This window comes from Wolbachia endosymbiont (group A) of Melitta haemorrhoidalis (assembly GCF_964273365.1).
Taxonomy (GTDB): Bacteria; Pseudomonadota; Alphaproteobacteria; order Rickettsiales; family Anaplasmataceae; genus Wolbachia; species Wolbachia pipientis.
Window position 1 is genome coordinate 539,218 of sequence record NZ_OZ187004.1, and the last position, 22,875, is coordinate 562,092.

The 22,875-nt window shown below is 34.7% G+C and carries 21 protein-coding genes and 1 tRNA gene; 14 read left to right on the forward strand and 8 right to left on the reverse strand.

Annotated features, from left to right (window positions below):
* Positions 1-30 precede the first annotated feature (30 nt).
* Together ACICPZ_RS02820 and ACICPZ_RS02825 are read right to left on the reverse strand one after the other, a co-directional pair.
* Positions 31-1,749: a monovalent cation:proton antiporter-2 (CPA2) family protein gene (locus ACICPZ_RS02820; RefSeq protein WP_010963130.1), complete on the reverse strand. Its 1,719-nt coding sequence runs from the start codon at positions 1,747-1,749 to the stop codon at positions 31-33.
* A gap of 5 nt (positions 1,750-1,754) precedes the next feature.
* A complete protein-coding gene (locus ACICPZ_RS02825; protein ID WP_010081997.1) occupies positions 1,755-2,327 on the reverse strand; it encodes a thioredoxin family protein in 573 nt (190 codons plus the stop codon).
* 108 nt (positions 2,328-2,435) lie between these two features.
* On the opposite strand from ACICPZ_RS02825, the gene tmk reads away from it, so the two are divergent.
* Positions 2,436-3,026: a dTMP kinase gene (tmk, locus tag ACICPZ_RS02830; protein ID WP_010081998.1), complete on the forward strand. Its 591-nt coding sequence runs from the start codon at positions 2,436-2,438 to the stop codon at positions 3,024-3,026.
* Here the strand turns inward: tmk and ACICPZ_RS02835 are convergent.
* From ACICPZ_RS02835 to ACICPZ_RS02850, 4 genes are all read right to left on the reverse strand, one after another.
* Positions 3,019-3,687: a hypothetical protein gene (locus ACICPZ_RS02835; RefSeq protein WP_010081999.1), complete on the reverse strand. Its 669-nt coding sequence runs from the start codon at positions 3,685-3,687 to the stop codon at positions 3,019-3,021. The two genes, tmk and ACICPZ_RS02835, sit on opposite strands and share 8 nt — an antisense overlap.
* Before the next feature lie 154 nt (positions 3,688-3,841).
* Positions 3,842-5,683, reverse strand: coding sequence for an ATP-dependent zinc metalloprotease FtsH (ftsH, locus tag ACICPZ_RS02840; protein ID WP_264374109.1), 1,842 nt, complete (start codon positions 5,681-5,683; stop codon positions 3,842-3,844).
* A gap of 12 nt (positions 5,684-5,695) precedes the next feature.
* Complete coding sequence (tilS, locus tag ACICPZ_RS02845; RefSeq protein WP_208571594.1) at positions 5,696-6,991, reverse strand: tRNA lysidine(34) synthetase TilS; 1,296 nt, start codon at positions 6,989-6,991, stop codon at positions 5,696-5,698.
* 184 nt (positions 6,992-7,175) lie between these two features.
* A complete protein-coding gene (locus ACICPZ_RS02850) occupies positions 7,176-7,655 on the reverse strand; it encodes an OmpA family protein (protein WP_010081889.1) in 480 nt (159 codons plus the stop codon).
* 275 nt (positions 7,656-7,930) lie between these two features.
* On the opposite strand from ACICPZ_RS02850, the gene ACICPZ_RS02855 reads away from it, so the two are divergent.
* The 10 genes from ACICPZ_RS02855 (at position 7,931) to ACICPZ_RS02900 (ending at position 17,785) form a co-directional block, all read left to right on the forward strand.
* The gene (locus ACICPZ_RS02855; RefSeq protein WP_264339690.1) at positions 7,931-9,358 is read left to right on the forward strand and encodes a carboxypeptidase; all 1,428 of its coding nucleotides are present in this window, start codon (positions 7,931-7,933) and stop codon (positions 9,356-9,358) included.
* 23 nt (positions 9,359-9,381) lie between these two features.
* Positions 9,382-10,458: a rod shape-determining protein gene (locus ACICPZ_RS02860; RefSeq protein WP_209473299.1), complete on the forward strand. Its 1,077-nt coding sequence runs from the start codon at positions 9,382-9,384 to the stop codon at positions 10,456-10,458.
* Between the two features lie 202 nt (positions 10,459-10,660).
* Positions 10,661-11,773 (forward strand): tRNA 2-thiouridine(34) synthase MnmA, encoded by a 1,113-nt coding sequence (mnmA, locus tag ACICPZ_RS02865; protein WP_209473297.1) that lies wholly within the window; start codon positions 10,661-10,663, stop codon positions 11,771-11,773.
* A gap of 1,106 nt (positions 11,774-12,879) precedes the next feature.
* Complete coding sequence (locus ACICPZ_RS02870; protein ID WP_264373635.1) at positions 12,880-14,136, forward strand: hypothetical protein; 1,257 nt, start codon at positions 12,880-12,882, stop codon at positions 14,134-14,136.
* 69 nt (positions 14,137-14,205) lie between these two features.
* Positions 14,206-14,712 carry an inorganic diphosphatase gene (gene ppa, locus ACICPZ_RS02875; RefSeq protein WP_151807542.1) on the forward strand — a complete coding sequence of 169 codons (507 nt, stop codon included), beginning with the start codon at positions 14,206-14,208 and terminating at the stop codon, positions 14,710-14,712.
* Positions 14,713-14,756: 44 nt separating this feature from the next.
* Positions 14,757-14,909, forward strand: a complete 153-nt coding sequence (locus ACICPZ_RS02880) for a hypothetical protein (protein WP_264373636.1) — start codon at positions 14,757-14,759, stop codon at positions 14,907-14,909.
* Between the two features lie 202 nt (positions 14,910-15,111).
* Positions 15,112-15,202, forward strand: a tRNA-Ser gene (locus tag ACICPZ_RS02885).
* 184 nt (positions 15,203-15,386) lie between these two features.
* Positions 15,387-16,532: a SurA N-terminal domain-containing protein gene (locus tag ACICPZ_RS02890; RefSeq protein WP_264373637.1), complete on the forward strand. Its 1,146-nt coding sequence runs from the start codon at positions 15,387-15,389 to the stop codon at positions 16,530-16,532.
* 97 nt (positions 16,533-16,629) lie between these two features.
* The gene (locus ACICPZ_RS02895; protein WP_006279429.1) at positions 16,630-17,250 is read left to right on the forward strand and encodes a hypothetical protein; all 621 of its coding nucleotides are present in this window, start codon (positions 16,630-16,632) and stop codon (positions 17,248-17,250) included.
* On the forward strand, positions 17,234-17,785 hold the full coding sequence (locus tag ACICPZ_RS02900; protein ID WP_155968432.1) for a 5-formyltetrahydrofolate cyclo-ligase: 552 nt from the start codon (positions 17,234-17,236) through the stop codon (positions 17,783-17,785). The genes ACICPZ_RS02895 and ACICPZ_RS02900 overlap by 17 nt, the downstream gene beginning before the upstream one ends.
* Before the next feature lie 44 nt (positions 17,786-17,829).
* Here ACICPZ_RS02900 and ACICPZ_RS02905 read toward each other — a convergent pair whose 3' ends face one another.
* Complete coding sequence (locus tag ACICPZ_RS02905) at positions 17,830-18,864, reverse strand: hypothetical protein (protein WP_264329599.1); 1,035 nt, start codon at positions 18,862-18,864, stop codon at positions 17,830-17,832.
* A gap of 136 nt (positions 18,865-19,000) precedes the next feature.
* Here ACICPZ_RS02905 and elbB point away from each other — a divergent pair, with 136 nt between their 5' ends.
* Positions 19,001-19,708, forward strand: coding sequence for an isoprenoid biosynthesis glyoxalase ElbB (gene elbB, locus ACICPZ_RS02910; protein ID WP_209473289.1), 708 nt, complete (start codon positions 19,001-19,003; stop codon positions 19,706-19,708).
* Between the two features lie 175 nt (positions 19,709-19,883).
* On the forward strand, positions 19,884-20,192 hold the full coding sequence (locus ACICPZ_RS02915; protein ID WP_010081942.1) for a hypothetical protein: 309 nt from the start codon (positions 19,884-19,886) through the stop codon (positions 20,190-20,192).
* A 2-nt stretch (positions 20,193-20,194) separates the two neighbouring features.
* Here the strand turns inward: ACICPZ_RS02915 and ACICPZ_RS02920 are convergent, their stop codons facing one another.
* A complete protein-coding gene (locus ACICPZ_RS02920) occupies positions 20,195-21,742 on the reverse strand; it encodes a peptidoglycan D,D-transpeptidase FtsI family protein (RefSeq protein WP_151807547.1) in 1,548 nt (515 codons plus the stop codon).
* A 20-nt stretch (positions 21,743-21,762) separates the two neighbouring features.
* On the opposite strand from ACICPZ_RS02920, the gene ispH reads away from it, so the two are divergent.
* Positions 21,763-22,692 (forward strand): 4-hydroxy-3-methylbut-2-enyl diphosphate reductase, encoded by a 930-nt coding sequence (ispH, locus tag ACICPZ_RS02925; protein ID WP_264374037.1) that lies wholly within the window; start codon positions 21,763-21,765, stop codon positions 22,690-22,692.
* Positions 22,693-22,875: the final 183 nt, after the last annotated feature.

Here is a 22,875-nt window from a genome sequence, read left to right on the forward strand (position 1 = left end):
AGCTTTCTGTACATAAAATTAGAGAAGTAGTTATTCATCTTTATCACTACCAAGGTCTTTTAACATACTGTAATTGCCTTTTCTGAATCTACTTTTTAAAGACGTAACTCCACTTTCGCTAATACCACTAAGGCTCAGTGCAGCTCCACCTAGCTGCAATCCTATCTCAGATGTTTCAGGAATAATTTTACTAGCTCCTAGATCTCTATAAACCTCCACATTACTCAGATCTGGTAAGCGTATTACAATATTTACATGCGGAAAATTTGCTGCAACTAAAGAAACAACTTTTTTTATAGTAACTTCATTCTTTATTGAAATAACGAGAGCTTGAGCTCTTTCTATTCCTACCGATTTTAAAATTTCACATCTTGTAACATCTCCAAGATATATAGGAAAACTATCACTTTTTCCTTCTTTGACTATTTTCGATTGAATATCTACAACAACGTAACTTAAATGCTCTGCCGTAAGCATTTTTGTTACCATATATCCCACTCTACCAAATCCAGCAACTATCACATGGTTATAAAGATCTTGTGTATCTGTTTCAACAGCTTCATCATCTAATATTGTTTTCTCAGTGCTAAATGAGTTTGCTATCCAATCTCCAAGCCCCGATAAAAGAGGAGTGAAAGCCATGGTTACTGTAGTTACCATCATAAGTACTTGAGCGATTTCACTTGGTAGCACATTTAGCTCATCTGCTAAGCGAAACAAAATAAACGCAAATTCACCGCCTTGTGAAAGCAGTAACCCAGCTTGTATAGCAGGTGCACTCTTAAACCCAAAAAATCTACACAATATATATATAATAGATGTTTTTAAAACGATAAGGATAATCGATAATAAAGTAATTAGTGGTAACTTATTGAGTAAAAGTTCGGTATTGATGGACATACCAACAGTCATGAAAAATAAGCCAAGAAACAAATCTTTAAATGGCAATACTGCGTGTTCTACTGAGTGTCTATATTCTGTTTCTGCAACTAACAATCCAGCAACAAATGCACCTAATGCTAACGATAAATGGAATTGCTCAGTAATAAATGCTGCTCCTAATACTATTAAAAGCGTTGTTGATATAAAGATCTCATTACTTTCCATTTTAGCAATAACCGAAAATAAAGGTCTAAGCAATAATCTACCAGTTATAAATATCAGCACTAATGCAATAGCTGCTTGCACCAATGAACCTGCCAATGAGCTTATCAGGCTGTGCTCAGAATTGCCAGTAAGTAAAGGTACCAATACTATTAATGGTACCACTGCAAAATCTTGCATTAATAGCACTGCTATCGACAACCTACCAACCTGACTTGCTTGAGAACCTTTTTCTTGCAGAACCTGCAACACTATTGCTGTTGAGGATAGCGCAAGCCCACCACCAATAACTGTTGCTATATTCGTATTCACTCCGAAAGCAAGAGCGATGCACCATATTGCTACCATGGTAACTATAACTTGAAGAGAACCGAACCCAAATACATGAATACGCATAGCGATCAGGCGTTCAAATGTCAATTCAAGGCCTATAATGAATAATAGAAAAACTACACCAAATTCTGCAAGATTATCCATTGCTTCAGCTGAGTGTATCAGATTAAATCCGTGAGAACCAATAACTGCACCTGCAACGAAGTAACCAAGCACTGGACTAATATTCATTTTCCAAAATGCTATGACTATAAACACAGCAGCAGAAAGCAAAATTATAATATCAAACAAATGCTGAGAGCCACTGTGCATGATATTTAACCTGTAGAATTAGACCATTTAATTGAGCAGCCAATACTTGATTTTTGGTCAATTGGAGAATTACCAGTTTCTGCAATAAATTTCATAGCTTGAAATAAGTCACTACTTCCTACTTCATAGCTTTGAACCTTTTCTTTTTTTGTGTCGTTAAAACGTCCACGATAGCAAAGGTTTAAATTGGAATTAAAGCCGAAAAAGTCAGGAGTGCAAACAGCCCCGTATTCTTTAGCTATTTTCTGTGTACTATCAATTAAATATGGAAATATAAACTTATTTTCCTTGGCAAAATTAATCATATTTTCAAAGGAATCTTCTGGATATTCATTTACATCATTTGGCATTATTGCAATGGTGTTTACCTGATAATCTTTTTTCAATTGATCAACATCGCTTACCAGATTGCTAATAATTGACTGAACGTAAGGACAGTGATTGCATATAAACATTATAATAAGACCATTTTTTCCACAACAGTCACTTAATGCATAATATTTATTGTCTACTCCCAAAAGATTAAAATCTTTTGCAGTAAAACTAAAATCGACTTTAGGAGTATTCAGAGCAACCATAGACTATTATTATACCACATGTAATTTACGGTCTTATTATTTAAATGTCAAACGGTTTCTATGTATACTGTTTGCATATTCTTTTTTAGTATTATAATTATAAAACTTATGTTCATAACTTTCGAAGGAATAGACGGCTCTGGTAAAACAACACAATCTAAGCTACTTGCAAATCATTTTAAGCAAATTCGCGGCGAAAATAATGTGGTATTGACTCGAGAACCAGGTGGCACTAACTTTGCAGAGAAGGTAAGAGGAGTATTGTTAACGAATAATATTGATTCTATTTCTGAACTCTTGCTACTTATCTCGATGAGGCGCGAACATATGAAAAAATTAATATTACCAGCTCTTGCAGAAGGAAAAATAGTGATTTGTGATCGGTTTATTGATTCAACTATTGCATATCAAGGATATGGGTTTGGAGTTGACTTAGGGCTAATAAGGGACTTACATAAGCTAGTGGAAATTAAATATCCAGATATTACATTCATTCTAGATATTGATGTTAAAGTTGGGTTAAATAGAGCAAAAGACAAGAATAAATATGAAGAAATGGATGTTAATTTTTACAATAAGGTCAGAAAAGGATTTCAGGAAATAGCCATAAAAGAGCCCGTTAGGTGCAGTGTTATTACTGGAATTGAAACAAAAAATGATAATCACGTACACAATGAAATTATTGATAAAATCACCTAGCTTGTGATAGAAAATTATCAATTTCAGGTAACATTATTTCATATGAATAACTTTTTGTTTGAGTAGCTAAAAAATCCTGTATTTTGTCTGGATCTTCTTCACTTATCATCTTATATGCCCTTGCGAGGTTCATTAATTCACTTCTATTTTTTTTATTGCTTACTTCAGTAATAGTAAAAAATTGATCAAAATGGTCTAAGAGGTCTTTATTTTTTATTGAAGACACAATATCGTCAATTTCTTTCACATATAATGCAAGTTTGTGTGCTTTACTACGATCTTCAAAACAAAGATTAACAAGCACGTTACGAAACCTATCTTTCGTAGTACTTCTCACTTCTGCTAATAAGGACTTAATATTTTCTTGGCAATGCACTCTCTTTACCGATTCAGCCGGTTCAACCATACCAAGAACATTCTTTACCAAAGATTTTTCTTCACAACTAAATATGAACATGTAATAACCCATCGATAAAGTGAAGAGCAAGAACATAGCCGGAAGTAAAAACGGAGCTAATACATTTTGTGACGCAGGGAAAATAAACCAGGTAACAGTTGCTATTGACACAGTTACAAATAATCCTGATAAACATAATTGTGCTTTTCTTCTATAATTCTGATCAATAACTGTACTTACACCAATAGAAGCTATATCAATCATTACTCACACCTCATTAAACATTAATACTAACTGAATGATAGCATTATTGTGATGAAAATGCAATATTATGAATATTTTAATACAATTTATATTGACAGTTACAATTCTGAATGTTTTATTGCAGCGTTAGCTGATTAGCATTTTTAAGATGAGGTCAACTCTCATAGAGAGAGGATTTTTTTACTTTCTCATTCTTCTCATTTTCTTCTCTAACAATTTTTTTTCCGTTTAGTATATCCTTTATTTCATCTCCTGTTAAAGTTTCAAACTCCAGTAGATTTTCAGCAATAAGCTCTAAGCCTTTCTTATGCTTGGTCAAAATGTCTTTTGCTTTTTCATAGCAAGAAGATATGATTTTTTTCACTTCTTCATCTATGAGCTTTAGCGTATCTTCAGATGTCATATGAGGATGTTGTGGATCTTGCTGCTCACGATTGTGATACACTAGCCCTATCTCATCATTCATTCCACATTTTTTTACCATAGCACGTGCTATGTTAGATGCTTGTCGTATATCAGAAGACGCGCCACTTGTAACTTTATCGTAGCCAAAAATTAACTCTTCTGCTGCCCTGCCACCCATGGCAACAGTTATATCTGCTATCAGCTTTTCTCTTGTGTGGGACACTCTATCTGTTTCCGGTAGTCTCATAACTAAACCTAAGGCCATACCTCTTGGAATGATTGTTGCCTTGTGTATAGGATCAGAAGCAGGCATATTAACCGCAATTATCGCATGACCAGCTTCATGGTATGCAGTCAGTCTCTTTTCCTCTTCTGTCATAATTAGGGATCGTCTTTCTGCGCCCATCATTACTTTATCACGTGCATATTCAAAATCATCCATGGTAACAATTTTCTTGTTTCTTCTTGCAGCGATAAGTGCAGATTCATTCACCAAATTTGCTAGATCAGCCCCTGAAAAACCTGGTGTTCCTCTTGCAACTGTTTTCACGTTTACATCTGGTGCTATTGATATTTTCTTTATATGAGTATTTAATATCTTTTCACGCCCATTTATATCGGGTAAAGAAATAGTAATCTGTCGGTCAAAACGACCAGGTCTAAGCAGTGCTGGATCTAAGACATCCGGACGGTTAGTCGCAGCAATTATTATTACACCTTCATTAGACTCAAAGCCATCCATCTCAACTAATAACTGATTTAATGTTTGTTCTCTTTCATCATTGCCGCCACCAAGACCAATGCCACGATGTCTACCCACCGCATCTATCTCATCTATAAAAATTATACAAGGAGCATTTTTCTTGCCTTGATCAAACATATCACGAACACGGCTCGCACCAACACCAACAAACATTTCAACAAAATCAGATCCAGAAATGCTAAAGAATGGCACATTAGCTTCTCCTGCAATTGCACGAGCAAGTAAAGTTTTACCAGTTCCAGGAGAGCCAATTAAAAGGCACCCTTTTGGTATTTTTCCACCTAATATTTGAAATTTTTGCCTTTGTTTAAGGAAATCAACGATCTCTACTAGCTCTTCTTTTGCTTCATCAATTCCAGCAACATCATCAAATGTTACTTTTTTTCCACTAGTCATGAGTCTAGCCCTTGACTTGCCAAAGCTTATAGTTCTGTTGCCTCCCGCTTGTGTTTGTTTAAGAAAGAATAGCAAAAAGCCAATAAAGATAAATGTTGGGACCCATGAGATAAGTAATCCACCAATTACGTTCATGGCAGAATCTCCAGTTGAAAAGGAGAATCTCACTTTTCTATCATGTAAATTTTTTATTAGGTCGCTATATATGACACCGCTTGAATTGAAACTTGAACCGTCCCTGAACTTGCCTTCAATGCTCTGGTTTTTTATGACAATATTTTCTACATCATTGTCTTCTAGTCTAGTTAAAAATTCCGAAAAAGGTATAATTGTTTTACTTTTACCTACATTTCCGCTGAATTGAATATAAGCAACTGAAATAAGAACAATAATTACTAACCAGATCAATAAGCCTTCTAAAAATTTTTTCATTTCTATTTCTAACTAAATACTAATCAAGCTTACCAAATTTTGTTTTATCGTGCTATTAATAATGCATTGAACCTTATCGTCATTGGTATTTTTTCCGTTATAATTTACATCAGGATAAGCAAGCACCTTGCTATCTTTTTGTACTGTAGGCAAAGAGTAGAAAACTTCAGGGCAGCAGTTGTAATCCTTCAGAAATTCAGGAACTTTTTGTGTTTTTTTTAATGGAGCGATGATAACTGAACACCCTTGATTTCCGAGTATTGTGCAGCTAAATCTGTTATCCCATTGGGTAGGTTCATTTAAAGGTAGGTTTACGGTAATTTCTTGTATCCTTGACGATTCTCTAATTATTAAGATATTTTCTCCATACTTTCTTATTTTACACCCAGAAAGTGTACAGTTAACATTACTATCCTTTTGCAATATTCTATTAAATATTGCAATGAGGCTGCTGTACCTTGGTTTATAATGTTTACTGGCAATTGCCATTATAGAGTAAAGAAGAAGCCTCAAGGCTATTTCCTCTGGCAATTGATAAAATTCACTTAGTTTAATTTCAATATAACCAAGATCATGCACATTAACGCAGTCATTAAACGCAAGGCGTGTGTAGTGCATCAACGCTTTTGCAGCTCTTTTCATATGAAGGGCTGTGAGGCATATTCGCTCTGTTAAAATCTCTTGATTATCACTTGCTTTAAGTAAGTTACGGTATAAAGTTCGTCTGTATTTTAAGTCATGATTGCTTCTATCTTCGATCCATTTTAACCGATGAAGCTTAGCGTACTTTTCTATTTCACTACGACTAAAATTTAACAATGGCCTAAATATATAAATACCATTTAGGAAAGACTTGTAGTCCATTGATGATAATCCATCTACGCCACTACCTCGCTCTAATCTTAACAAGAACGTTTCTGCTTGATCATCTTTGTGATGAGCAACAAGTAAATATTTAACATTATTATTTTTACACCACTCTGCTAGTAACTTATACCGTGCTTTTCGTGCCTGTAACTGAATATTGCCTTTAATATTTTGCTTCTCCCAATTTAATATGAACGATTCCTTTGCTCCAAGTTCCTTTGCATAACTTACAACAAAATCAGCTTCTTTTTGAGACTCTGGACGTAATCCATGATTTACTGTTAATGCTATAGGAAGTGAAAGCTTGTTTTTTTTTGCCCAGTTAGTCATTAAGTGCAGTAAGACTATACTATCTACACCACCTGATACTGCAACTGCAACTTGATTGTTATAGAAAGCAAAACTATTAACCACATTTTGAAATAATAACTCTAATTCCATTATGTCTCTTGATGGCCAGACAGGTCAGATCTCTTACGTCATACCGCGACTTATTTGTGGTATATATAGATCCCGCTAACAAGCAACGAAATATGACAAGTTTGTCCTTTTTTGTCTACCCCAGTGCCCTTTCTTTATGTCATCCCAGTGTTTGACACTGGGATCCAGGTTTTAATGCAAGAAACTATTTCTTTATTCCAGAAAATGAAAATTCCACTCTACGATTTTTAGCATGCTCTTTTTCATATTTAGAATTTCTAGAATCATCTTTTACATTAACCAAAGGCTCAGTTTCACCTTTAGAAGCAGTTTTTATTCTGTTTTCTATGTAGGGTGTACAACTAACCATAAATTTTTTAGCTGCATCAGCCCTTCTAGCGCCTAGCGCAAGATTATATTCATGAGAACCACGGTTGTCAGTGTGACCAGTTAAAGTAACCTTCGCGTCAGGGTTATCTTGTAACACCTCCATTACGTCAAGTAATGCATCTGCACTTACTTCAGCAATACTAGATTCATCATAACCAAAGAAAACTCTTTTATCACCTATCTGCTTAACAACAGAATTTATTTTATTTGTTGTATTTGCTCCTTTTTTTGGGCAAGAACTTACACCAGTAAGTAATAAACAAAAACAGCACATTATAACCAGTCTACTCCACATTACTAAACCTCCATAAATTTTAAATAGTGCGTAACTTTAATTTCAGTAGCTAATATCTCTCCATATTGTAATATAGTCAAGAGAAATAAAATACTAAATACTTTTTCTACAACCTTACAATTAATTTTCCTATAATATGCTGGACTCTGAATAGAAAAATCCAATAAAAGAATAAAAAGTACAATTTTTTATTGTACTTTAAGCAAATATACTTTTAACTTTATTATTAATCTATTACGGTATTAAACAGATGTTTTCTAAAATAATGAACAAATATGCAATCTTATAAGTTTTTAGAGGAAGTATTATATAGGGTAAAGAATATCGAAAATACGCTAAAAGTACTAAACCAAAGCCAATTGAATATAGAGGACAAAGTTGAACAAATGAGTCTTCTAGAAGAAATCAGACATGAAATTATCTCTCATGACGCAATAAAGGAATCATTAGCAGATGCTCTTGGTAACAAAAAAAGTGCAAATACTCAGCAGCTAAAGTTAATAGAGAGAATACATAAAAGCAACAGTGCTGTTCCTATTGATTTAGTAAAGTCTTTATCCAAAGCTAAGGTTGAATGCCAAAATTTATGGAAGCTATCTCATTCTGAAACCAGTAACTTAGAAAAACTAAAAGAACGTTTTACTGATTTAATCACACTCATTCGCGAAGTAGCTTCTATAAAATCGCAGCAATTAAAATGCTCAAAATACGACTCACTGCTTGCTGACTATGACTCTGATATCACAGAAAAGAATATAAGGGAAGTATTCCCCAAGGTAGGCAAATTTTTTAGCGAAAATGTAGATAAAATAATTGAAAAGCAGAAAAAGGATAAGGATAAGGTTACTAATATACAAAAAGTTGCTACTCAGAAACAGATTGAACTTGGCTCATTATGTTTACAGCAAATGGGTATTGCACTAAATGAGATTCGTACTTCTTATTACTACCCTATAGATTATGATGAATCTGATTTTTGTTATGGTTTATTTTCACTTTTACGGCATAGTGGTTATGCAATTTATCAAAAATGTTTAGCGCAAAATTCTATAAGTAGTCCAATTACGAGACATGTTATGTATGAAACTCAAGGGTTATTCATGGAAAGGATGATTGGAACATCCAGAGAATTTATTGAGTTTATTCAACCACACATAAAAGAGAAATTTGCTATAAAAGGCAAAACTAACGAGAAAGTTAGCAGTGTTGAAAATTTGTACTTGATTTTCAATGAAATAAACCTTTCTTCTTTTTTAAAAAATGCAGATGAATTTAGTCTGTTAGCTCATATTATGTTGAGAACTAGGTTAGAACAAGATATAATAAATGGTACATTGGAAGTCAAAGACCTGCATGATGCGTGGCTGGAAGGTATGAAGCACTATAAAATTCCAGTAAAAGCTGAAAATGAGCTAAACACTTATTTTCAAGATGAATATTGGGCAAGCGGTGTTATGGGCTACTTTCCTATAAAAATTATTGCTTTAATTGCTGCTGTGCAGATTTTCTCTTGCGTTAAAAAGAATCATTACGAATCATTAAGTGCTATAATAAAAGGAGATTTTAGTTTACTTATCAGTTGGTTATCTCAAAATATATACAGTGCAAAGTGTGGCCTGGAACTGCTAAAAAAAGTAACAGGTAAGGGTTTAGACGTTGAGTGTGTTACTTACTACTTATCTGAAAAGTATAATTTGTCTTAATAAATGGTTTTCTTGAGTTATGTATGAATTTTGTTCGAAAATTAACCGGAAAGTTTTATAGCCTTTTTACTTTCAAAGGTTTGTTTGCTAGCGATATTGCTATAGACCTTGGTACTGCAAACACTTTAGTTTATCAGAAAAATCAGGGAATAGTGCTTGATGAGCCTTCAGTTGTAGCAAGAATAAAAGAAAAAGGAAGTTACGTTCCTTATGCTTTTGGTAAAAAAGCTAAAATGATGCTTGGGAAAACGCCTGGAGAAATAGAGGCGATAAGGCCCTTAAAGGATGGAGTTATTGCTGATTTTAAAAGTGCGGAAGAAATGCTAAAATATTTCATACGCAGTGCAAACACAAAATTCACTGTTAATAAACCTAATATTATCATATGCGTTCCATCTGGATCCACGCCAGTTGAAAGGCGTGCTATACAAGATGCAGCAGAAAGTGCTGGTGCAAATGAAGTATTTTTAATTGAAGAACCAATGGCTGCAGCAATCGGAGCTGGGCTCCCGGTTACTGAACCTGAGGGTTCTATGATTGTTGATATAGGAGGCGGTACAACTGAAGTTGCAATTATTTCTTTAGGCGGAATTGTTTATTCACGTTCTGCCAGAGTAGGTGGCGATATTATGGATGAAGCAATAAAATCATATATTCGTGAAAATCATAAGTTATTAATCGGTGAAACAACCGCTGAGAAAATTAAGAAAAGCATAGGTTCAGCCAGTCTGCCAGGTGAAAATAACAAAGAGGGAATGATAATTAAAGGCAGGGATTTAGTGAGTGGCATGCCAAAAGAAATGCTTTTATCAGAATACCAAGTTGCAGAGAGTTTAATAGAGCCTGTACATCAGATAATTTCTGCTATTAGGACTGCACTGGAGAGCACTCCACCTGAACTTTCTTCTGATATAGTCGATAAAGGAATAATTTTATCCGGTGGCGGCGGATTATTGCGTAACTTGGGCAAAGTTATCAGTGAAACAACAAAACTACCAGTTCGTGTTGCAGATGACCCACTTTGTTGTGTTGCTCTGGGTAGCGGAAAAGTGCTTGAAAACATGGATTATTTTGGCCATGTTTTATTTAAGCAGGATTAAATTATTTTTAAAGGTAGTTCATCGAATTTTATAGCAAATTTTACCTCAAGCATAAAGATGTCATCCAAGTAGCCAACACTGGGATCCAGAAAAATTGACTATAAACAAGTATGCTGTTTCGATGAAATTGTGTAATAGAAACTAGATTCCAGTGTCAGCTACTTGCATGACACCAAGTTTGTGTTTATAAATTAAGGCGATTATGCTAAAAGAATTTGAAATAGAACCTCTGCTAAAAGATAAAGCTCCGCACCAGACCAAGGCTGTTGTTGCAATGTCCGGGGGAGTTGATAGCTCCGTTGCTGCAGCACTGCTACATAACCTTGGGTACAAAGTGGTAGGTGTGACTCTTCAACTCTATGGCACCGACGGTAATGCTAACGCAAGAAAGGGCGCATGCTGCGCTGGACAGGATATTTATGACGCTAAGCGTGTAGCTGAAAGTGTTGGCTTTCCTCACTATATTTTAAACTATGAGGAAATATTCAAAAAGGAAGTAATAGAGGATTTTGCGAGTACCTATATGCGTGGGGAAACTCCCATACCATGCGTGAGATGTAACCAAACGGTAAAATTTCGTGATCTATTGCAAGTTACAAAAAATCTTGGTGCGGATGTGCTCGTAACAGGACATTACGTGAGAAGGTTAGAAAAAAATGGTGAGGTAAAGTTGTGCAGAAGCATTGATAAAAGTAAAGATCAAAGTTATTTTTTGTTTGCTACAACTCAAGAGCAATTGAAGCTTTTGCGATTTCCACTAGGTGGGTTCTATAAAAGTGATATAAGAAAATTAGCAAAGTATTTCAGCTTACAAATTTCTGAAAAGCCGGACAGTCAAGATATATGCTTTGTTTCCGAAAGCTATAGTAAAACAATAGCTAAATTAGCTCCACAATCTGTACAGAAAGGTAAAATAGTGGATGTTAATGGAAAAGTGCTAGGCGAGCACAGTGGCATAGTAAATTTTACAGTGGGGCAAAGAAAGGGCTTGGGTATCGCACACAATGAACCTCTTTATGTGATAAAAATTAATACAGAAAATAATGAGGTTATAGTAGGTCCGATCAACGTATTAATGCAAAAAAAAATATTGATCAAGGAGTTAAATTGGTTAGAACAACCAAAGGAAGGTATGGAAGTAACTGTGAAGCTGAGATCATCACATGCGGGAAGTTTAGCAACAATACATTCAACTGACGAAAAAAATAAAGCCTGTGTCATTTTAAACGACGATTACTTTGGCATCAGTCCAGGTCAAGCCTGTGTAGCGTATAAAGATGAGCAAGTTATCGGCGGTGGATGGATATGCTCTTAACTAAAAGCTTTAATGCAGAGTGTAAACATACAATAGACTTCTTGCATAACCATATAACATTGGGAATAGAAACAAAAAAACTTGCTTGACAAACTCCGCCAGCCCCCTTATCATGAAACTGAAGCTATTTATTTATCTTCTCTGTACAGATTAAATGACAAAAAAACTCACGTATCTGGCGTCTCATGTTTAATTTTTTGCACTATGTGCACTCTATGTCTTTATCAAATTTCTGGGTTTTTACCTACACAAGCTGAAATACGCTTATAAAGCATTTAAAACATTAAAAAACGCCAACTTAAAAAATGGATAGTGAATAACTAGCTACCCTAGGGTTTCTTTTGCCTTTTTTTCTGTTTAGTAAATTTCTTAACGTTTATAATTTAGATTAGTTGCGGCTTAAAAGCAGCTAAATCGCGGTTATTAAGTGTTTAGAATAAAAAAACGCCATACTTGAAAGTATAATGTAAGTAATTAGCCAACCACGGGGCTTCTTTTGCCTTTTTTTTCGTTTGGTAAATTTCTTAATGTTTGTAGCTAAACGACAACCGTCATCCCGCTAGCGGGATCTCTTGTTAGTGGCTGAGAGATACCGCGAATGAATCGCGGTATGACGGTTCGCGGCAGCATAAAGATAAGTCTCGTCATCCCACTGCTTGTTAGCGGGATCTGGAGATACCGCGGCGGTATGACGGTTCGCGGCGGCATAAAGATAAGTCTCGTCATCCCACTGCTTGTTAGCGGGATCTGGAGATACCGCGGCGGTATGACAGTTCGTGGCAGCATGAAGATAAGCTCGTCATCCCGCTAGCGGGATCTCTTGTTAGCGCCGCGGCGGTATGACGGTTCGTGGCAGCATAAAGATAAGTCTCGTCATCCCGCTACGTGTTAGCGGGATCTATGTTGAGAGATACCGCGAATGAATCGCGGTATGACGGTGTAGATAGTATCCCGCTGCGTGTTAGCGGGATCTCTTGTTAGTGCCGCGGCGGTATAGCTATACCTTTTTCTACTTAGTTTGGGTTATGCAAGAAGTCTAATAACATTTATTGCTATTTTGCCATGTATCCCTTATACTATAAAGTAGAACATTATAGGTTTCAGCAATGATAAAAGAAATTGAAGAACTAATAAAAATTGTTGGTAAGGGTAATTTATTAGAGACGTTATTTATTTTTTTAGGTAGCTTTCAACATGCTGACTTAGGTCGTTTTATGGATCACAGAAATCATTTTGGTTTGTCTGAATTCATACAGAAGCAAGATGAACAATTAGATTACTATTTTAACTTAAAATTTAGTCTACAAGGGTTGTTTTTAATTTATGCTCTAGCTTATCGAATTCTAAGTGAAAACAATAACCTGAATACTAAAGATGTCATAGATAAAATATATGAAGTTATTAAAGGATCTGAGTTAAATGAATATATAAATGAAGTAGTAGATGGAAGAAAATTAGATTTACTTAACATTTTAGCAAATCCAAAGAGAGAACCAATATTTAAAACAGAAAAAGATTTTGAAAGTAAAGTACTCATTGGTGTTAGAAAGTTGCTAGATGAAGAAACTACATTAAATAAATACGATAGAGAATTTGCATTAAATAAGTGCGTTATCAGCAGCTATTATTCTATTCATCAAGACATAAAAGTAGACAAGGATGTAGTGTTGTTATTTTCTATACTTGTCGACTATCATAAGCTTTCTGAACATCACAAAGAGTCGATAAAAAAAGAAAATTTACCAATAATAGGTAACGTGGTCTTTCTCACATATATAACGAATTTAGCTGGATTACTGCAAAGTATTAATCTGAAAGATCAAAATAGAGCCACTAAATATACGCTGAATCGCGAAAAGATAGGTAGCCTAAACAGAACATTTAATATGTTGGCAGATCAAAATAATCAAAATTTTCCAACCTTTAAAAGCATTGGACCAACCTTGAAGCAATTGCTAAAAAACCAGAATAGTGATGAATTTGAACAATTAGTAACAAACCCTAAAAATATATACTACTCAGTGCCACAAAAAGAGAATAAATGTAGGTCAAATTTCATTGTCAGCAAGAAAAAAGAAAAGAACCATAAAAATACAGCCTGTAAACTTATTTTGGGTATGTTTGTATTATCTGTTGGGTTATCTGTTGCTGATTATTTCCTTATGGAGCAAAAATTGCTCAACTCAATAAAAAATGTTTTGCCACAAGACAACCTTACTAACCTGATAGTTGGTGCGGTGCTTACTATCGTAATAGTATATGCCTTATTTCAATTATTGGAACCACCACAGGAATCACCACTTTCAACAGTCAATAAGATGACGAATGAAAATTTAGGACCGCTCCATGCAAAACAAGCTTAGAACTACATAAATGTGGCAACTTAAAAGCACATATTGTATAATGCTTATTCTTAAGTTAAGAGGTGATTTATGGATTTAAGTAAAATAACAGCGGGACCAAATGCGGTGAATGTGGTAATTGAAATAAGTGCAAATGCTGAGCCTGTAAAGTATGAATTTAATAAAGAGCTTGGGTTGTTACAAGTTGACAGATTTTTGTCTACCTCAATGACTTATCCTTGCAATTATGGGTTTATACCAAATACCTGTGCAGGTGATGGTGATCCTGTGGATGTTTTGGTGCTAACTCAATTTCCCTTAGCATCTAGTGTTTTAATATCGGTGCGTCCAATAGGCGCATTACTCACTAAAGATGAAAAAGGAGAAGATGAGAAAATATTAGCAGTGCCTGTTTCCAGTGTTGATAGCTATTATGACAATATAAAGGACTATTCTGACTTATCTAAAAGCCTACTAGATAAAATTACTCATTTCTTTTCTCATTATAAAGATCTGGAAAAGGGAAAAACGGTAGCAGTTGGAGAATGGGTTGGTGTGGAAGAAGCAAAGAAAATCATTGAAAAAAGCAGAAATTAGTTTTTATTGATTTATAGCTAAAGTGGCTTAGGTTTGCCCACAATTTGAAAAACAACAAATTCGTCATTCCGCTACTTGTTAGCGGAATCTATACCGCGCACAACTGTACGAACATTGCAATATGGCACATAGTAAACGATGTCATTCCAGTGCGTGGCACTGGGATCCAGACTTTCCGTAAAAACGTTATATTTTAACATAACACTTATATGCTCACCAACTTAGTGCTAATCAAAATCCTGGATCCCAGTGTCTGGGCACTGGGATGACAAGAAAGGGAGCACTGGAATTTTTGTTTCAGCATTAGCCATGCATCTGAACAGATACAAATATTGCAATTAAAAGCATTAGACAGGCGGTAGAGGTCTTGGTATTATATAACCTTTAGGTTCTAAATTTGGAAGGGTGGCCGAGCGGCTGAAGGCGGCGGTTTGCTAAACCGTTATACGACCCAAAAGTCGTATCGAGGGTTCGAATCCCTCTCCTTCCGTATACTGTTTTGAGCACGGTCTAAATTCGCTATATTAGCATGTTTTTAGCCTATTTACCAGCGTACCTGATTTTGTTGCAATGGTTTTTATTTCCATTGTCACTGAGATCACTATTAAAAAGTTGGCTAGCATTGACTCAGTATTTATTATAGAATTGGTTATTAACTAAACAACTTTACTTGTATGTATAAAATACTAATCTTACTGTTGATAGTGTTGCCACTTAGGTTGCTTGCAACCGAGATTGAAATTGTTGCAGATGTAAATGGTGAACCAATTTCAAATTTAGATATCGAAAAACGCATCAACTTTATAAATTCATTGTTTGGCACTCAAAGTGTTAATCAAAAAGAAGCAAAGCCTCAAGTGCTTAGGGAGCTAATAGACGAAATTATCATTATCAATGAAGCACAGAGGCTGAATATAAAATTGAGCAACGAGGAGTTAGATAATGCTATTATGTTATTTTTAACCCAAAGTTTTAAACTTAAGGCTAATGAAGTTGATCAATACATAGAGAAGCATAATATAGATCTTGGTATTTTAAGAAAACAAATAAAATGTCAGTTACTGTGGAGCAAAATTATTGAAGTAAGAATTGTGCCATTTATTAATATAAGCGATAAAGAAGTAGATGATGTAAAAAGGCAAACAGAAAAGCCGGATTATCTTATCACGTTCCAAGAGTTTATAATTCCTGATCAAAAAGACAAGGACGTTTATGGTATAGCTGAAGATTTAGTAAAAAAATTACGCAACAGTAATAACCCAGAATCTCCAATAAAGATGCGTAAAGCAACAGTTAATTTAAGTCAGCTAAAAGGAAAACTCAAGAGCGTTTTAGAAGGATTAGAAACCAGCGACATAGCAGGTCCATTCAGTTTCAGTGAAGGTTACTCCGTTATAAAAGTAATAGATAAAGTACAACTTAATCATGCACTGCTGGAAAGCACTTTAAAATTAAAACAGATTGTGGTTGAAGGTTCAGAAAGTTTATTGAATAATTTTAAAGAGCAAAAGGTCAGTTGTTTAAATTTTGATAAATTGGCAGATAATTTTAAGCTGCCAAACGCAAAAGAATTTGAAATAAAAATGCGAGATTTAAATCCTGATTTACAGATTTTATTTAGTAAAACAAGTGTGAATGAAATAGTAGAATTGAGAGAAAATGGCACTGCAAAGTTGATGATGTTGTGTGATATCAAGAGTAATGTAGCGGGTATAGAAGCAATCAAACAGAAAATGTACCAACAAAAGATTATGATACAAAGCAACTTGTTATTAGATGATATGCGTAAAAATGCAGCTATCAGTTATCGGTATAGTTGAAGTCAGAGAGTGTCCTTGTCTTTGTGTATAGAACTATATAAATTACTTTGTTCTATAAAATTTCAAAAAATTTGAACAAATGCAGTTAAAATAGCACATGAAGAATATAATGCTAATTGGTGGTGGAGTTGGAAATGCAGTGTTATTTTCGATAGGGAAGGCATGTCTTGAAAATAATAACAAGGTTTTGTACTTTGCTGGCTATAAGAAGTTAAGTGATGTATTTAAACGAGCACTGATAGAGCGTGCATCAAATGCAGTAGTTTGGGCATGTGAAGAAGGATTGATAGAAACAAGCAGAGATCAAGATAAATCCTTTCATGGTAATATAGTTGATGCAATAGTCTCTTATCAACAAGGAAGATTAGGTATTAATTTGAACGTTATAGATAAAATTATCACTATTGGTTCTGACAAAATGATGAAAGCTGTGAATGAAGCTAGAAAAACAATTTTAAAGCCATATCTGAAATCAGGCCACATAGCGATATCATCAGTTAATTCTCCTATGCAGTGTATGATGAAAGAAATCTGCGCTCAGTGTGTGCAGCAACATATAAATGCGAAAACAGGAGAAAGGAGTTTTGTTTATAGTTGCAGTAATCAAGACCAGGATATGGGGTGTGTTGACTTTGACTTTTTAAGTGAGCGCTTGAAGCAAAATAGTTTACAAGAAAAACTTACTGCAAAATGGATAGATCATGTTCAAAGATATTAAACAGCACAAAAAGGAAATAAGAGAGCAATATAGAGCTATAAGAAAAGATATTGATGAAAGTTATTCCAGTTATGCGGCAAATTCCCTTATTAATCTCTTTAATCAGAACTTAAGCTACGTTAAAGGCAAAACAATAGCAGCTTACATTCCAATGGATGAGGAAATAGATGTTGTGCCTTTGATGCATAGTTTACTCGATTTAGATTATAAAGTAGCAATTCCTAATAAAAATAAGTTACTAAAATTTGAGGAATGGAACGAAACAAATGAAGATGTAATTCCCGACACAATCATTACTCCTGTTATTGCTTTTGATGATCATTTTAATAGATTGGGTTTTGGCGGTGGTTGGTATGATACAATGATAGAAAAACTGCGGCCACTTGGAAAAATATTTATAGGTGTAGCCTATGAGAAACAATATTGTAAAGATTTACCTGTAGAAAAACATGATCAAAAATTGGATATTATAATCACTGAGATGTGTGTTAGATGTGGAAGTGGATTGCTCAAAAAAGTGGATAAAAAGGAGTAGCGTAACCCCACTTTCTGATAGTAATTTTTGCGTAAAAAAATGCATCAACTTGGTCCTGTGATTCCTCCTTCACTCACTCGTGCAGCACTTGAAATACCTAAGTGAGAAGATGGCTTCATTGCTGCAACTTTCTCATCAACAATTTTTTCTACCTCCTCTATTTTACCCTCACCAATGGCCATAATTTTAGATTGAAATTTCTCCATAAGTTCCTCAAGTGCTTCCTTATCACTTTCATAAGTACTAGTACCTTTTTCTCTAAGCTTTTTCATGTCATCTTCTGAAAAATTTTGAATAGTTCCATTCTTTACTAACTCTTGTATAGCAGATCGCTGCCCTTCATTTTGAAGCATGCCTATGACCTTTGCTTTACTCTGGGCGTTTTTTATTTTTTCACCTTCTTCGGACATATTATAGCCTATAATCTCTTGAGCCAAACTGTTGTATAATTTACTAAAGTTATCTTTTTTTGGCCCAACCTCAGGCAATTTATCCCCTAAATTTTTAGATAAACTTTTCACTGCTTTTCCTGCATCAATCGCACCTTCTTTTATTTTTTCCCCTGCCTTTACTATACCTATTCCTGCATAACGTGCTCCAATACCTACAAGTGCTATTAATGTAGCAAGCACAATAAGTGGAGAAAATGCTGCTCCTAATACCATTACGGCAGAAGCTATTCCAATTTTTTTATTTGCAGATGCTGATTTAAAATAATTGACTAGATTGTCCAGTGGACCTTTATTATTATTTATAACATTACTTATTGCTTGCTGATTAACAGATTTTAACGCCTCTTCTATTATTTTTGAGTCAACATTTTCAGAAGTTAAACCTTCAAGCGCTTCTTCAATGAATTTTATAAATAATTCTTTGTTGACCTCCTTTTGCAAGCCTTGGTCATTAATCGCTAAACCTAAATCTTTGAGGTTCATCCCTTTAACTTGTTCTGATAGGGTTGTAAATAACTCTTTTTTCCCCTCTTGTGAGGATTGTGCAATACTTTCTATTATATCTGAAATAGCTTTTCTTAGTTCTGGATAGTCAGTGTCAAAAAACATACTATTGCTAGATTCCATATTCAGCTTCGTTGATTATAAATATGCCTAATTATACATACTAATCATTAATTATATTATAATTGATATAACATACCCCTTTCCAAATATAGAATTTGTATTAAAATATCTAGATTATATGAAATCAAGGTACTTTATGGGTGAAAAAAAATTAAAAGCTGCTGTGGTCTTATCAGGGTGTGGTCACCTTGACGGTGCAGAGGTAAGAGAAGCGGTTTTAAGTTTGCTTGTGCTTGATCAGCAGGAAGTGGATGTTAAATGCTTTGCACCTGATATCAATATCACACAAGTTATGAATCATAGAACAAAAGAAGCAACAAAAGAAAAAAGGAATGTACTTGTGGAAGCAGCAAGAATCGCAAGAGGCGAAATATATGACTTAAAAGAAGCCAAAGCTGAAAATTTTGACATGCTAGTTGTACCTGGTGGATACGGGGTTGCGAAAAATTTATCTGACTTAGCTGAAAGTAAAGACATGGTGACAGTAATGCCTGAATTTGAAAGATTAGTTTCAGAATTTTTTGTTACAAAAAAGCCAATAGGAGCGATATGCATATCTCCAGCCATCATTGTTTCAATTTTAAGTAGCAAGATAGGTAAAGAAGAAAGTAAGGTTAAGGTAACTATAGGAGATGACAAAGAACAGTTGATAGAAAAGCTTGGCGGCGAACACATAAAGTGCGATACAGAGTTATCAATAGAAGACGAAGAACATAATGTATTTTCCTGTTCTGCTTATATGCGTAGCGACGAAAGTACATACTCTGTATATCAAGGGATAAAGCATATGATTGACAGCATGGTAAAAAAGATTAACAAAAAAACTAAACAGCCATTCCTATAAGGTGTACTAAATAAGACTTCTCTATTAATCACACAATTAACTGTTGAATTTTACATTTCTAGCTGTATTATGGCTACGTAGCTAAAGTAACTTAGGTTTATCGACGCTTTACTACTTGTTAGCGGTGTGGTGTAGTGGCCATATATGTTTAGTTCTTTTTTTTAAGGTATTTTGTATGTCAGATCTTTTCTATATTGAAACTACGTGTTGTGTGGACGGTCAGTGTGATGTCTATACAGGGGAAGTGAGTTTTAATGATGTCATGTTAGGCAAGTTCAGTCTAAATTCGTGCAGCGGGAAAGAAGCTATGATAAATCTAGACATTATTACATTCGATATTAATATCGCTATTGATGGTCAAAATGGAAAGACAATAAAAAAAGACCTTAAAGGTCTTGAATTTGTAACTAAAGATGATGGTTCTTGGTATATTAATAAGGATTTTGGTGATGATAAATTTGAAGTTGTAGTAAAGCAATCATAATTTTACATCTCAGGTGTAACATTTAGTATAGGCGCTATTCTATTTATAATGTTCTTTACTATAGGCGCAGCAATTATTCCCCCGGTATGGTGCATCCCTTGAGGCTCATCAATAGCAATTAGCACTATGTACCTTGGGTCAAGCATAGTTAGCACTCCTATAAATGATGCTATGTTTGCATCTTTGCTATATTTACCATCTACAACTTTTTCCGCCGATCCAGTTTTTCCTCCTATTGAATATGCCTTTATTTTTGCTTTTCTGCCAGTGCCATCTGTTACTGCTGCACGTAATAATTTTCTCATTTCCCTGGAAGTTCTTCTTGAGATAATTTGCTCTCCTATACTTCTTTTATTCAACATCAAGGTTGCGTTATGAAATATCCCATTGTTGATTAATGCTGCTGCAGTTTGTGCAAGATGTATAGGAGTTACAGCTATGCCATAACCATAAGATGCTGTTATTAAAGTGTTTTCACTCCATTTATCCGGGATTATCGGTGTGGATTTTTCTGGTATTTCTATTTTCAAAGGAGAAAATAGCTTCATAGCTTTAAAGTATTCTACCTGTTTTTCAATACCTAGTTTGACTGCAATTTTTGCTGCACCAATGTTGGATGATTTTACAAATATATCTTGCACAGTAATTTTTGGAATTTTAGATTTATGAAAATCCTGAATTTTATACTTTCCAATGGTGATTGGTGTTGATACGTCATATAAATCGCTAGTTTTTGTAGCGTTCGCATCAAGCGCTGCGGCTATTGTAAAGTATTTTAATACCGACCCCATCTCATATACCCCAAGACTGGCGCGATTAAACTTTTGTACGTCTTCTGCCTTATTCTGTAAGTTGGGATTAAAATCAGGTAGGCTGACCATCGAGATAACTTCACTATTTCTCACATTTAAAACAATTCCTACTCCGCCAAGTGCCTGATATCTGCTTACAGCTTTAGTTAGCTCTTCATGCACTATGCTTTGCACTCGTGTATCTAAGGATAGTATTATGGGCTTTTCTTGCTCATTATTTTTACTTATATATGCCTCAACTCCTGCAATACCGTTGCCATCTATGTCAGTGTAACCAAGCACGTGTGAAAATAAATTACTGTGAGGATATATACGCTTTATGTCGTCATAAAAATTTACTCCTGGTACACCAGCGTTTTTGATCGCTAGTAATTCTTTTGGAGTCAAGTGCCGCTTTATCCAAGCAAATTTCTTTTCTGAAGTAAGTACTCTATATAAGTTCTTGTATTCGAGGTCATGCAAAGTAGAACACAGTTGTGCTGCTATACTTTCCGGATTCTTTACTTTGGTTGCATCTATATATAGTGATGTTGTGGGCACATTTGTTGCTATTACCACTCCATTTCTATCTAAAATATCAGGTTGTTTATGTACTATATTATCTTTTCTAAAATTTTCTGAAGTAGTAAGTTGATCAAATGTTAAAGAGAATATGCGAAAAATAATTATTATATAAAATATAAATAATGGTACTATAAAACACAGTGAGCGGAGCTTATTTTTAAGTAATGCTTGCATATTTACTTGATTTGACAAAAATGGAAATCATCTTAGCTGAACCACGAGGTTTTTGTGCCGGGGTAAAAAGAGCTGTGGACATATTAGCTATTACTTTAGAAAAATACAAAAACGAGCGCCAAGTTTATGTGCTACACGAAATTGTTCACAATAAATATATAGTAGAGGACTTTAAGAAACAAGGAGTGGTTTTTGTAAGCAGTATCGAGGAAATTGAAGATAATGAAGGAATACTGATCTTCAGCGCGCACGGAGTATCAAAAAATATAGAAGATGAGGCAAAAAGAAAGGGTATTCAAGTGATTGATGCAACATGTCCTTTAGTCAGCAAAGTGCATAAAGAAGCAAAAAGGTATGAAAACAGTGGTAAAGAATTAATTCTCATTGGGCATGAAAACCATCCAGAAGTTAAGGGAATTAGAGGAAGAGTAAACAATCCTATCACTTTAGTGCAAACTTTGCAGGATGTATATGATTTAAAGGTTAAAGATCCAGATAATTTGTCTTATGTTACACAAACTACGTTAAGCATCGACGATACTCGCGACATTATTGCTGCCCTGAAATTAAGGTTTCCAGGCATAACAGGTCCATATTTAAAGGACATATGCTATGCAACACAAAACAGACAAAATGCTGTTAAAAAGCTGGCTGAAATTGTAGACATGGTGTTAGTTATAGGAAGTAAAAATAGCTCAAATTCAAACCGCTTATTAGATCTGTGCACTGCCAGAGGAAAAAAAGCCTACTTGATTGATAATTACAGCTGTGTGAATAAAAGCTGGTTTCAGGGTGTAGAAAAGATAGGAATCACTGCAGGTGCTTCCGCTCCTGACATATTGGTTGATGAATTAATGGACTACCTAAAAGTAAACCTGAGTGTAAAAATTTCAGTTATGCCAGGTGGTATTATTGAAAGTGTTCAGTTTAAAATACCGAATCTGGTTTAAAACACAACTTATCTACTAAGCTTCTCTTGAAATCACACAAACCAGCATCTATAGCTAAGACGTCATGCCGCGATTCATTAGACTTCTTGCATAACCATATAACAAACTTTTATTGGGAATAGAAACGAAAAAACTTGCTTGACAAACTCCGCCAGCCCTCTTATCATGAAACTGAAGCTATTG